Raw genomic sequence first — 12799 nt, forward strand, 5'->3', positions numbered from 1 at the left:
GCATATTCCAGGCGGCGCGTGCCAGAGCTCGGGGATATCGCAACACGGAGACGTTCATGACCATGATCTACCTGATTGCCAGCCCTGCGGGCTCGATCCTGAAATCCACATGAAATGACGAAGAACCACTTTGTGGCGCGCATTCCCGGCATCGAGCGCATCCGCTATACCACGTCCCACCCGGTGGAGTTTTCCGACGCCCTGATTGAGGCCTACGCCGACATTCCCCAGTTGGTGGACCACCTGCACCTGCCGGTGCAGAGTGGGTCAGACCGCATTCTGATGGCCATGAAGCGCGGCCACACGGCCCTGGAATACAAGTCCAAGATTCGCCACCTGCGCAAAATTCGCCCGGATATTTCCATTTCCTCGGACTTCATCATCGGCTTCCCGGGCGAGAGCGAGGCGGATTTCGCCGCCACCATGAAACTGGTGGAAGATATCGGCTTCGACACCTCCTTCAGCTTTGTGTACAGCGCCCGCCCCGGCACCCCGGCGGCGGAATTGCCCGACGATACCAGCGAAGACACCAAGAAGCAGCGCCTGCAAATCCTGCAGACCCGCATCAACCAGCACGCCCAGGACATCAGCCGGCGCATGGTGGGCAAGGCGCACCGGGTGCTGGTCACCGGCGTGTCCAAGAAGGACCCGGGCCAGTTGCAGGGGCGCACCGAGAACAACCGGGTGATCAATTTCGCCTGCGACGACCTGGCGCTGATCGGCCAGTTTGCCGACATTCTGGTGCACGAGGCCCTGCCCAACTCCCTGCGCGGCGAGTTGCTGCCTGGTTGACTGGGACAGATTCCGGGTTATCCTTTGAATTTCAATCTCTTGCCCCCTGTGGCCGACTAACGATTTGAACAGTGAATCCCCGACGCCTCCGAGCGAGGCGCCGACACAACAAAGCCTTTCCCTGGAACCCAATGACCCGCGCCACCTGGCCCTGCTCTGCGGCCAGCTGGACAGCCATCTGCGCCAGATCGAAAAGCGCCTGGGCATTACCATCAACAACCGGGGCAACCAATTCCTGCTGAGCGGGCCCGCCGACCAGGTGCGCGCCGGTGCCCGGCTGCTGCAGCACCTCTATGCCGAGGTCTGCCAGGGCGTGGGCCTGTCGCCGGAATCCCTGCACCTGCAACTGCAGCAGGCCGGCCTGGAATCGCTGCAGGAGTACAGCGCCGGCGAAGGCCAGGTAGAGGCCATCCAGGTCATTCGCACCAAGCGCGCCTCGGTCAAGCCCCGCGGCAAGAACCAGCAGGGCTACGTGCGCGCCATCAAGCACTGCGATATCAACTTCGGCATTGGCCCCGCCGGCACCGGCAAGACCTACCTGGCCGTGGCCTGCGCGGTGGAGGCCCTGCTGGAAGAAAAGGTGCGCCGCATCCTGCTGGTGCGCCCGGCGGTGGAAGCCGGCGAGAAACTGGGCTTTCTGCCTGGCGACCTGAGCCAGAAGATCGACCCCTACCTGCGCCCCCTGTACGACGCCCTCTACGAAATGCTGGGCTTTGAGACGGTCAACAAGTACATCGAGCGCAACGTGATCGAGGTAGCACCGCTGGCCTTCATGCGCGGGCGCACCCTGAACAACTCCTTCATTATTCTCGACGAGGCCCAGAACACGACCCGCGAGCAGATGAAGATGTTCCTGACCCGCATCGGCTTTGGCTCCACCGCCGTCATCACCGGCGATGCCACCCAGATCGACCTGCCCCGGGGCGCCCAGAGCGGCCTGACCCACGTCAGCAACATCCTCACCGACGTGGAGGGCATCAGCTTTACCTGGTTTGGCAACAAGGACGTGGTGCGCCACCCCCTGGTGCAGCGTATCGTCGAGGCCTACGACGCCGCCGAAGACCGCGCCACCCCCCTGGACAAGAGCCGACCGTGACCCTCACCGTGGATATCCAGCGCGCCACCGCCGAGCCTGTACCCGACGAGGACGACATACGACGCTGGATTGACGCCGCCCTCGCCGGCCACCGCGACGGCCAGGACACCGAAATCGCCCTGCGCCTGGTGGACCGGGAGGAAATGACCGCCCTCAACGGCCAGTACCGGGGCAAGCCGCGCCCCACCAATGTGCTGTCGTTTCCCTCCGACCTGCCCGCCGAGCTGGGCCTGCCCCTGCTGGGGGACATGGTCATCTGCGCGCCGGTGGTGGCCGAGGAGGCCCGGGCGCAACACAAGAGCGATGCGGCCCACTGGGCCCACCTGTGCGTGCACGGCACCCTGCACCTGCTGGGCTACGACCATATTGAAGACAGCGAGGCCGAGGCCATGGAAGCCCTGGAAACCCGGGTGCTGGCTGGCCTGGGCTATCCCTGCCCGTACACCGTCACCGACGCCAGCACCGACACCAATAACCGCACCGATACGGCACAACCACCCCGCCCGGACCGCTCGGGCACGACCGCAGACACCGCCAAGGAGCACAGCCCCCAATGAGCGAAGACCGCAACGGCAGCGAATCAGGCGACAAGTCCTGGCTCGAAAAGATCGCCCTGCTCTTTTCCTCGGACCCTCACAGCCGCAACGACCTGGAAGAGGTTCTCACCATTGCCGCTGAGAACGAGGTGATCGATGAGGACGCCCGCAGCATCATGGAAGGGGCGATGAAGGTCAGCGACATGCAGGCCCGGGACATCATGATCCCGCGGGCGCAGATGGTGGTGATCAAGGCGGAGTGCACGCTGGAGGAAATGCTGCCGCAGATCATCCGCTCCGCCCACTCGCGCTACCCGGTGGTGGGCGACAGCCCCGACGACGTGCTGGGCATTCTGCTGGCCAAGGACCTGCTGCCGCAGATTCTGGCCAAGGACAACGACAGCTTCCAGATTCGCGACCTGCTGCGCCCCACCGTGGTGGTGCCAGAGAGCAAGCGCCTCAACGTGCTGCTGCGGGAATTCCGCGAGAACCGCAACCACATGGCCATCGTCATTGACGAATACGGCGGTGTGGCCGGGCTGGTGACCATCGAGGACGTGCTGGAGGAAATCGTCGGCGACATCGAGGATGAAACCGACCACGAAGAAGACCAGTTCATCCGCAAAATCTCCGACGAAGACTACTTCATCAAGGCCCTGACGCCGATTGAAGACTTCAACGAGCACTTCAAGACGACCTTCAGCGACGAGGAATTCGACACCATCGGCGGCCTGGTCATCCAGGCCTTCGGTCACATGCCCGCGCGCAACGAGGTCACCACCATCGACAATTTTGAATTCAAGGTGATCAACGCCGACCAGCGCAAGATCCACAGCCTGCGCATGCGGCCCGTGGAAGACTGAGCGGTGCCGGCCCCCTTGCCGGTGGAGCGCCTGCCGCGCTGGGCGGCGGCGCTGGCCAGCCTGATCGCCGGCGCCCTGGTCACCCTGTCGCTGGCACCCTACAACCTGTGGCCGGCGGGCATTCTCTCCTGCCTGCTGCTGTGCGCCCTGCTGGATGGCACCAGTCTGCGCCAGGCCCTGTGGCGCGGCTGGCTGTACGGCTTGGGCTTCTTTGGCGCCGGCACGTCCTGGGTCTATGTCAGCATCCACGTCTACGGCTACGCCCCGGTGCCCCTGGCGCTGCTGCTCACCGTGCTGTTCTGCGCCGGCCTGGCCCTGTTCCAGCTGATCTTTGCCGGGTGCTACGTGCGCTGGGTGCGGGGCCTGCCGGCCGGGGTCCTGATGGGCTTTCCGGCCCTGTGGGTGCTCTCGGAATGGCTGCGCAGCTGGTTCCTCACCGGCTTTCCCTGGCTCTATCTGGGCTATGCCCATATCGACACCCCGCTGGCGGGCTGGGCGCCGGTAACCGGCGTGTACGGGCTGTCCTTCGCCTGCGCCCTCAGCGCCAGCGGCCTGTACATTGCCTGGCGCAAACGGCGCGCCTCGGTGTGGATTTCCGCCGCCACCGCCCTGCTCGTAACCTGGGTGGGCGGCGCTCTGCTAAAGCCCGTGGAATGGGTGGCGCCGGCCAACGAAACACCGCTGCAGATCGCCTTCTACCAGCCCAATATCCCCCAGCAGCTGAAATGGGAGCGCAGCTACCTGCCGCACATCCTGGGCCAGTACGGCGAGGTGATGGACCCGCTCTACGGCAAGGACATTGTGATCTGGCCCGAGTCCGCCGTGCCGCGCTACTACCAGGACATGCAAGCCTGGTTTGAGCCCCTCGCCCGGCGCGCCGCCAGCGGCGAGACCACCCTGATCAGCGGCGTTCCCTGGCGTGGCGAGCAGGGCGGCGAGTACTACAACAGCGTGGTGGCCCTGGGCAGTGGCGCGGGCGTGTACCACAAACAGCGGCTGGTGCCCTTTGGCGAATACGTGCCACTGGAGGACTGGCTGCGGGGGCTCATCGCCTTCTTCGACCTGCCCATGTCCGGCTTCAGCGCCGGCCACAGCGACCAGCCGCCCCTGCGCGCCGGGCCCTGGCGGGTGGCACCGCTGATCTGCTACGAAATCGCCTATCCCCAGCAGGCCGCCGTGGCGGCGCGCAACGCCGACCTGCTGCTGACAGTGAGCAACGACAGCTGGTTTGGCGATTCCATCGGCCCCCTGCAGCACCTGCAGATGGCCCAGATGCGGGCGCTGGAAAATGGCCGCTACGTGCTGCGCGGCACCAACAACGGCGTGTCGGCCATCATCAACCCCCAGGGCCACATCACCGCCGCCAGCGAGCAGTTTGTGGAAACCGTACTCAGCGGCGAAGCCCAGGTGATGCTGGGCCGCACGCCGTTTACCAGTTTTGGCGTATGGCCGATGGTGGGGGGCAGCGCCCTGGCGCTGCTGGTGATGGCCGCCATCTGGTACAGCCAGCCCGGAGAGCGGCGCCGCCAGCGCCAGGCTGGCACGCCGGGTTAGCGCACCACCTGCTCGCCCCGCAGGCGACCCTTCTCCTGCTGTAGGGTCAGCCAGCGCCAGGCGCGGCCGCCGACACAGGCGCCGGTCAACTCGCCAACCAGCTGCACACTGCGCAGCAGGGCGGATAGCTCAACGCCGGTGCTGAACCCCTCCTGCCCCAGCAGCAATACCAGATCCTCGGTGGCGATATTGCCGCTGGCGCCAGGGGCAAAGGGGCAGCCGCCCAGCCCGCCGATGGAGGCATCGAAGCGGCGAATGCCCGCCCCCAGGGCCGCGTAGGTGTTGGCCACCCCAAAAGCCCGGGTATCGTGGAAGTGGCAGGTGAGGCGCTCGCTGCCGAAGGCGTCAACCGCCTCGGCGGCCAGCGTCTCCACCGCACCGGGCGACGCCGCCCCGATGGTATCTGCCAGCACAATATTGGCTGCCCCGGCTTCCAGCAGGTCGCCGGACAGGCGCATGACTTCTGCGGCGGATACGGCGCCCTCGAAGGGGCACTCCCAGGCGGTTGCCACGTAGGCCTGCACTGCAATGCCCGCCTCACTCGCCCGGGCAAGTACGTCCCGGCTCACCGCCATCGCGTCCGCGGTCGACATGCGGATGTTTTTTTCGTTCATGGTGTTGCTGGCGGCCACCACCAGATTGACCGTGGTACAACCCGCTTCCCGGGCCAGCTCGTAACCGCGCAGGTTAGGCACCAGCACCGAGTAGTCCGCGGCGCCCGGCGGCAGTGCGGCGACCACCTCGTCGGTGCCCGCCATGGCGGGCACCGCCTTCGGCGACACGAAAGCGCCGACCTCCACCGCGCTGATGCCGGTGGCCAGCAGGCTTTCAATCAACTGCACACGCTGTGCCGGCGCCAGCACCCGCGCCTGGTTTTGCAGGCCGTCCCGCGGCCCAACCTCGTTGATTACCACCGATTCGCTGCGCGCCATCGCCTAACCTGCCTGCTCGGTCAAGCCGATGGAGCGGGCGATAATTTCCTTCATCACCTCCGAGGTGCCGCCAAAAATGCGGGTGATACGGGCATCGGCATAGGCCCGGCTGATGGGGTATTCATCCATGTAGCCGTAGCCGCCGAAGAATTGCAGGCACTCATCCACTACCCGCGCCTGCAACTCGCTGGAAAACAGCTTGATCTTGGCGGCGGCATCGCCGGTCAAGCGGCCGTCGTTGAGCAGGGTCACGCAGTGGTCCACATACACCTGGGCAATGTCGATTTCGGTGCGCATTTCCGCCATTTTGAAACGGGTGTTCTGCATGGCGCCGAGGCGCCGGCCAAAGAGTTGGCGCTCCTGGATGTAGTCCATGGTCCAGTCAAAGGCCGCCTGACACGACGCGACATTGGTGGCGGCGGCAATCAGGCGCTCTTCCGCCAGCCCGGCCATCAGGTAGTGGAAGCCCTTTGCCGGGTCACCCAAGACGTTGGCGGCGGGCACCACCACGTTGTCAAAGAACAGCTCGGATGTGTCCTGGCTGTGCATGCCCAGCTTCTTCAAATGACGGCCGCGCGCAAAGCCCGCCATCCCTCGCTCCACCAGGAACAGGCCGATTTCCCGCGGCTTTTGCGGGTTAGTCTTGGCCGCCACCACGACAATGTCCGCCAGCTGGCCATTGGAAATAAACGTTTTGGCGCCGTTGAGCACCCAGTCGTCGCCACGGCGCTCGGCCGTGGCCTTCATGCCGGCCAGGTCACTGCCGGCACCGGGTTCAGTCATGGCCACCGCCAGAATGCTCTCGCCGCGAATGCAGGGTGGCAACAGGCGCTGTTTCTGTTCCTCGCTGCCGTTATTGCCGATGTAGGGCGCCACCAGCGCGCTGTGCAGGGGCAGATAAAACCCGGTCTCACCAATGCGCATCAGTTCTTCGATCTGGATCTGGGTATAGCGAAAATCGCTGACACCCAGGCCGCCATAGGCCTCGTCCGCCCAGGGCAGAAGGTAGCCCTGCTCGCCGGCCTTCAACCACAGGTCGCGGGACACCATGCCCTGCTCCCGCCAGGCAGCCTGATGGGGCACTACCTCCCTCTCCAGGAAGAGGCGGAAGGCCTCGCGGAACATCTGGTGTTCCTCGGTGAAATTACGCTGCTCCATGTCTGTCTCCCGAAGGTGTTCTGATCTGCGCCGCTTCTGTCAGCTCCACTGCTGGGCCTCCAGAATGGCCTCCCGACGCGCCCTGGCACCGTAGAGCATCACCGCCAGCGCCAGCGGCACCAGCACCGCCGCCACCAGGGCGATGGACTTGCCAAGGGCAGCATCGCTCTGGAATACGTAGTCTGTGGTGGCGGCCACCACGGTTGGACCAAGGCCGAGCCCCAGCAGATTGGCGCCGAGGAAGTAGAGCGCCACCGCCTGGCCACGCATCTGGTTTGGGGTCATCAGCTGGATGACGCCACCGGAAATACCGCCCTGAAAGGCGGAGAAGAAAATAGCCAGAGACAGGCAGGCCACTGCCAGGGTCGGGTCGGTCACAAAACCCATGGCCACGGCAAAGGGCAGCAGGCAGGCAGCGGTTATCATGATGACCTGGCTGTAGGCGTCGCTGTTACCACGGGAGAACCAGCGATCGGCGATCAGGCCACCTGATAACAAGCCAACTGTACCGCCAATCATCATCGCCATGCCGGTGATCCAGCCGGCGGTGGAAGGCGCAAAGCCGAAGCCCCGCATCAGGTAGGTCGGCCCCCACACGTTGAGGCTGAACACCACCATGATGTAGGCGGACATGCCCAGAATATGGCAGAGAAAGGCCCGCTTTCTGGCGGCCACAAAGGCCACCACCTCGGCAACCGGAATGCCCTGCCCGGCCGATGCCAGCCCCCCTTTGCGCTCGGGTTCGCGCACCGTGGCCAGCATCAGAACGGCCACCAGCACACCTGGCAGGCCTACCGCCAGAAAGGTCGCCTGCCAGCCTTCGACCCTGCCAATCAGGGGAACAATCACTTCGCCGAGACTCTCCACATAAGCCACCACTTCGGCGCCAATCATGTAGGCAAGGCCGGACCCAATGGTCACCCCCACCGTATACAGGCTGAGGGCCCGGGCCAGCACCCCCCGGGGGAAATAATCGGTGATCATTGAATAAGCCGCCGGCGACAGGCTGGCCTCGCCCACACCGACCCCCACCCGGGCCAGGAACAGGCCCCAGAAACTTTGCGCCAGGCCACACAGGGCAGTCATCACGCTCCATACGGCAATGCCGATGGAAATCAGCCAGCGCCGGCTGTAACGGTCGGCGATGCGCGCCAGTGGCAGGCCCATCACTGCGTAGAACACGGCAAAGGCCATGCCCGCCAGCAGGCTGTACTGGGTGTCGCTGATACCAAAGCTGGCGCGTACCGGTTCTACCAGCAGCCCCATAATCATGCGATCGATGAAGGAGAAGGTCTGGGCCAGCATGAGCACCAGTACCACGTACCAGGGGTACCAGCCGGCGGTCGGCGGGGCCGCAGCCCCGGCCCTGTTATTGTGAATAGCTTCCACCGCCATTCTCCCCGTGTTTAGGATGCTGTCTGCCGCCGGCCTGTCCGGGCAGTTGCAGGCTCTGCCGCTGCCGGCAGAACTTAATGCAGAGAAAACTATTTTAATGATGATTAAATGTCAAGGCGCACTGGCTGCCGCAGCACTCATGGCGCCAGAAAGCGTCGGGCAGCGCTCCCGGCCTCCGCAACGCCACAACTGATGTGAGCCCTGCGGGCAATGCATACCGCCAAAAAATTAGCGCAAACAAAATTAGTTTAATATCTATTAAAATCGATCTACACTGCACAGCGGGCGGCACAACAGGCAAGCTGGCAATAACAACGTCACCACCACAGGATCGCGCAATGACCGACACGACACTGGACTGGGTAGAGGTTCGCTCCCGGGTCAAAACCTTCCTCGAAGAAAAAATCTATCCCGCCGAGCCGGTGCTGCAGGGCAGTGATCGCACCGCAGCCAACCTCGCCATGGCAGACCTGATAGAGCAGGCCAAGGCGGCAGGCTTATGGGCCCTGGGGCACCCGAAGGAGATTGGCGGCCAGGGCATGCCGTTTATGGAGTATGTCTACATCAACGAGGTGGTGGGCCGCTCGGAGTTTGCCCAGAAGGTGTTTGGCACCCTCAGCCACCAGGACTCCATCATGCTCAACGGCTACGCCAGCGAGAAATGGAAGGCCGAGTACCTGGCGCCCCTGGTGAACGGCGACATCTATCCCAGCTTCGCCATGACCGAACCGGATATCGCCTCCTCCGACCCCACCCAATTGCAGACACGGGCGGAGCTGGAAGACGGCCACTGGGTAATCAACGGCCGCAAGTGGTTCACCACCGGCGCCGACGAGGCCGCCTACACCACCATCATGTGCCGCACCGAACCCAATGCACCACCGCACAAGGCCTTCAGCATGATCGTGGTGCCCACCAACGTGCGCGGCTACAACATCCTGCGCGACACGCCGGTGCTGGGCCTGAACACTGGCCACTTTGAGGTGGCCTACGACAACATCCGGGTGCCCGAGGATCACCTGCTGGGCCGGCGCGGCGAAGGCTTTCTGATCGCCCAGAAGCGCCTGGGCCCAGGCCGCATCTTCCACTGTATGCGCTGGCTGGGGCAGGCCCAGCGCGCCTTCGACCTGATGTGCGAACGCCTGCACGAACGCAGCGCCTTCGGCGGTTCCCTGGCCGACAAGCAGCTGATGCAGAAGCACGTCTTCGACAGCCTGTCGGAAATTTCCGCCTGCCGGCAGCTCACCCTGCAGGCGGCGCAGCGCATCGACAGTGGCGACCCGGCCCGGGTCGAAATTGGCGTGATCAAGGTGGTGGGCGCGCAGATGCTGCACAACGTTATCGACCGCGCCATCCAGGTGTTTGGCGCCAAGGGCCTGACCGATGACACCCCTCTGTCGCGCATGTATCGCCACGCCCGCGAGGGCCGCATCTACGACGGGCCCGACGAGGTGCATGTGCAGTCCGTCGCGCGCCAGATTCTAAAGCGGTACACCGAAGGCGGCCCGGGCTGGGACTTTGGCGAACGCGACAGCGAACTGGTCTGACGCCAAACAATGGACAAAGCAACCGTACAGCAGCGACTCACCGGCGCCCTTGCCCGCAGTATCAGCGGCGACTACCACATCGACAGCCTGCGCCTGTTGACCGGTGGCTCCGCCGCCCAGACCTGGCGCTTCACCCTGCATCAGGGCGACGGCGCGGAGGATTTCATCCTGCGCCTGGCCCACGGCGGCGAGCCCTTCGAAATGGGCATCGACAAGCGCATGGAAGCCATCGTGCAATCCCACGCGGTAGCCCACGGCGTACTGGCACCGCAGATCATTCTGGTGATTGAGCCCGAGGACCAGTTGGGGGAAGGCTTTGTGATGAAACGGGTGGAGGGCGAGACCATCCCCCAGAAGATCCTGCGCCAGGAGCGGTTCGCCGCCGCCCGCGCGGGCATGGCCCGCCAGAGCGGCCAGTTGCTGGCCGACATCCACCGGGTGCCGGTGACGGCACTGGACTTTCTGCCGGACCTCAGCGTCGAGCCGCAACTGGCGGCGCTGGAGCGCTTTTACGCCGGCTTTGGCGAAGCCGTGCCCCTGTTCGACTACACTTTTCGCTGGCTGCAGCAAAACCGGCCCGCTGCCACACGTAAAACCCTGGTGCACGCCGACTTTCGCAACGGCAACCTGATGGTGGACGAGAGCGGCATTGTCTCCATTCTCGACTGGGAGCTGGCCCACCTGGGCGACCCGATGGAAGACCTCGGCTGGCTGTGCGTGAATTCCTGGCGCTTTGGCAACCGCTCACTGCCGGTAGGAGGCTTTGGCACCCGCGAGGATCTCTACCGCGGCTACCGCGAAACCGGCGGTGAACTGGACGAGGATGCGGTGTTCTTCTGGGAAGTGCTGGGCGTGCTGAAGTGGGGGCTGATCTGCCTCTACCAGACCGGCGTGCACCTGAAGGGCATCGACCGCTCGGTGAACCGCGCCGCCATCGGCCGCCGCGTTTCCGAGACGGAAATCGACCTGTTGTCCCTGCTCAGCGATGCGCGGGCGCGCTGAGCCCCACTGGAGATTCATCATGCCCACTAATCGACCGGATAGCAGCGAACTGATTGCCAGCGTACGGGAAATGCTGGAAACGCAGTTCCTGCCGAATCTCGACGACAAGAACCTGATCTACCAGAGCCGGGTGGCCATCAATATCCTGAATATCGTCGGCCGCGAACTGGCGAATGGCTCGGCCATGACCGGCGCCGAACAACAGCGGCTGGCGGCGCTGCTGGATCAGGCGGGCGATGCCGACTCACTCAATGCCGCGCTGATAGCACGTATCCGGGCCGGCGACTACGACCAGGGCCCGGAGGCGCTGATGGCGCACTTCCTGGCGACCACGCTGGACAAAATCGCCATCGACAACCCGGGCTACTCGACCTATCGCGAGTATCAGCAGAGCGGGCAATTCAACAATTACTGAGCACGGCGGCATACCACGGAACCTCGCTATGACATCACATCAACCCGGCTACGACCGCACCGCCCGCCTGTTGCACTGGTCGTCGGCGCTGTGCTTTCTGATCGCCCTGGGCATCGGGCTGTACTTCGGCACTCTCGACTACCGCAACAACAAAGCCGACTACGCCAAGTTCGGCGAGGTCATCTACTGGCACAAAACCTTCGGCACACTGGTGTTCGCGCTGGTGTTCTATCGCCTCTATCACCGCTTTCGCCACCCGCCGCCCGCATTGCCTGCCAGTATGCCCGGCTGGATGCGCAGCGCCTCTCACCTCAGCCACTGGAGCCTGTACGGGTTGATTGTGGTACTGGGGCTTTCCGGCCTGGTCGGCTCGGACATTGGCAACTATCCGGTGAAACTCTTCGAACTGTGGTATCTGCCACAGTTCGCCGGGGAGAATCGCCCTCTGGCAGACAGCATACTCAGGGTTCACATCTGGCTGGGCAATACTGCTGCCATACTGGTGGCCATCCATATCGGTGCCAGCCTGTACCACCACTGGATCGTCAAAGACGACGTGCTGCGGCGCATGTGGGCAGGCCCAGGGCGCTAACGCATGCCGATTGGATGATATAAACCGCTGCAGGCTCCTGGCCCTGCTATCACACAGCCAATTCGAACAGACACTCATTCCTCACACAAAGGACAATGTTATGCCACGCGTTAATCTTGAAGGAAGTTCCTCCATTGTTACCGGCGGTGCCTCCGGCATCGGCGAGGCCACCGCGCGCCAGTTGGCTGCCGCCGGCTCGCGGGTGGTCATCGCCGACCTGAACGAAGAGCGCGGCAGGCAGGTGGCGGCGGATATCGGCGGTGCCTTCGCCAGATGCGATGTAACCAGCACCAACGATGCCGATGCCGCCGTGGCCGCCGCCTGTGCCCTTGGCCCCCTGCGGGTCTGTGTCAATTCCGCCGGGCTCGGCGCGCCGGCGCGCACCATCGACCGCAACGGGGTGCCGCTGGACCTGGAGAATTTCACCTTTGTGATCAAGGTCAACCTGATCGGCACGTTCAACATGCTCAGCCGGGCCGCCGCGGCCATGTCCAAAACGGCGCCGATGGATGCCGACGGCAGCCGTGGCGTGATTGTGAACATGGCATCGGCGGCGGCCTTCGATGGCCAGATCGGCCAGGCCTCCTACTCAGCATCCAAGGGCGGCATTGTCGGCATGACCCTGCCCATCGCCCGCGACCTCAGCGCCATTGGCGTGCGAGTAAACACCATCGCCCCCGGCCTGATCGACACCCCGATCTACGGCGAAGGGGAGGCCGCCGAGGCATGGAAAGCCAAGCTGGGAGAGTCGGTGTTGTTTCCCAAACGCCTGGGCTCCGGCGAAGAGTTGGCCTTTGCCGTGATGGAATGCGTCACCAACCCCTACATGAATGCCGAGGTGATCCGCCTGGACGGCGGCATTCGCATGCCGCCGAAATAAGCGCCAATCACCAGCTCACCTCTATTTCAGGACACCA

12 protein-coding genes and 1 pseudogene are annotated in these 12799 nt (G+C 64.2%); 10 read left to right on the forward strand and 3 right to left on the reverse strand.

The features are described 5' to 3' along the window. Positions 1-132: 132 nt before the first annotated feature. The 5 genes and pseudogenes from DDZ17_RS12410 to lnt all read left to right on the forward strand — a co-directional run. Positions 133-792, forward strand: a pseudogene (locus DDZ17_RS12410) (TRAM domain-containing protein); the annotation flags it as partial. Positions 793-856: 64 nt separating this feature from the next. Then, positions 857-1888, forward strand: a complete 1032-nt coding sequence (locus DDZ17_RS12415; protein WP_116367283.1) for a PhoH family protein — start codon at positions 857-859, stop codon at positions 1886-1888. Beyond that, positions 1885-2445 (forward strand): rRNA maturation RNase YbeY, encoded by a 561-nt coding sequence (ybeY, locus tag DDZ17_RS12420; RefSeq protein WP_116367284.1) that lies wholly within the window; start codon positions 1885-1887, stop codon positions 2443-2445. The genes DDZ17_RS12415 and ybeY overlap by 4 nt, the downstream gene beginning before the upstream one ends. Further along, positions 2442-3287, forward strand: a complete 846-nt coding sequence (locus tag DDZ17_RS12425; protein ID WP_116367285.1) for an HlyC/CorC family transporter — start codon at positions 2442-2444, stop codon at positions 3285-3287. The genes ybeY and DDZ17_RS12425 overlap by 4 nt, the downstream gene beginning before the upstream one ends. A 3-nt stretch (positions 3288-3290) precedes the next feature. Further along, entirely contained in the window at positions 3291-4841 is a 1551-nt protein-coding gene (gene lnt / locus DDZ17_RS12430) for an apolipoprotein N-acyltransferase (RefSeq protein WP_116367286.1), read from the forward strand. Here the strand turns inward: lnt and DDZ17_RS12435 are convergent. From DDZ17_RS12435 to DDZ17_RS12445, 3 genes are read right to left on the reverse strand one after another with little or no spacing between them, the layout of a single operon-like run. Next, positions 4838-5773 carry a hydroxymethylglutaryl-CoA lyase gene (locus DDZ17_RS12435; protein ID WP_116367287.1) on the reverse strand — a complete coding sequence of 312 codons (936 nt, stop codon included), beginning with the start codon at positions 5771-5773 and terminating at the stop codon, positions 4838-4840. The two genes, lnt and DDZ17_RS12435, sit on opposite strands and share 4 nt — an antisense overlap. Positions 5774-5776: 3 nt before the next feature. Then, entirely contained in the window at positions 5777-6931 is a 1155-nt protein-coding gene (locus DDZ17_RS12440; RefSeq protein WP_116367288.1) for an acyl-CoA dehydrogenase family protein, read from the reverse strand. A gap of 39 nt (positions 6932-6970) precedes the next feature. Then, complete coding sequence (locus DDZ17_RS12445) at positions 6971-8320, reverse strand: spinster family MFS transporter (protein ID WP_157976614.1); 1350 nt, start codon at positions 8318-8320, stop codon at positions 6971-6973. 344 nt (positions 8321-8664) lie between these two features. On the opposite strand from DDZ17_RS12445, the gene DDZ17_RS12450 reads away from it, so the two are divergent. The 5 genes from DDZ17_RS12450 (at position 8665) to DDZ17_RS12470 (ending at position 12762) form a co-directional block, all read left to right on the forward strand. Continuing rightward, positions 8665-9873, forward strand: a complete 1209-nt coding sequence (locus DDZ17_RS12450; RefSeq protein WP_116367290.1) for an acyl-CoA dehydrogenase family protein — start codon at positions 8665-8667, stop codon at positions 9871-9873. 9 nt (positions 9874-9882) lie between these two features. Then, positions 9883-10875 carry a phosphotransferase family protein gene (locus DDZ17_RS12455; protein ID WP_116367291.1) on the forward strand — a complete coding sequence of 331 codons (993 nt, stop codon included), beginning with the start codon at positions 9883-9885 and terminating at the stop codon, positions 10873-10875. Between the two features lie 19 nt (positions 10876-10894). Continuing rightward, on the forward strand, positions 10895-11290 hold the full coding sequence (locus tag DDZ17_RS12460; protein ID WP_116367292.1) for a DUF6285 domain-containing protein: 396 nt from the start codon (positions 10895-10897) through the stop codon (positions 11288-11290). A gap of 28 nt (positions 11291-11318) precedes the next feature. Further along, the gene (locus tag DDZ17_RS12465) at positions 11319-11882 is read left to right on the forward strand and encodes a cytochrome b (protein WP_116367293.1); all 564 of its coding nucleotides are present in this window, start codon (positions 11319-11321) and stop codon (positions 11880-11882) included. A 100-nt stretch (positions 11883-11982) separates the two neighbouring features. Further along, positions 11983-12762 carry an SDR family NAD(P)-dependent oxidoreductase gene (locus tag DDZ17_RS12470; protein WP_116367294.1) on the forward strand — a complete coding sequence of 260 codons (780 nt, stop codon included), beginning with the start codon at positions 11983-11985 and terminating at the stop codon, positions 12760-12762. Positions 12763-12799: the final 37 nt, after the last annotated feature.

This window comes from Parahaliea mediterranea, assembly GCF_003402235.1.
Taxonomy (GTDB): domain Bacteria; phylum Pseudomonadota; class Gammaproteobacteria; order Pseudomonadales; family Halieaceae; genus Parahaliea; species Parahaliea mediterranea.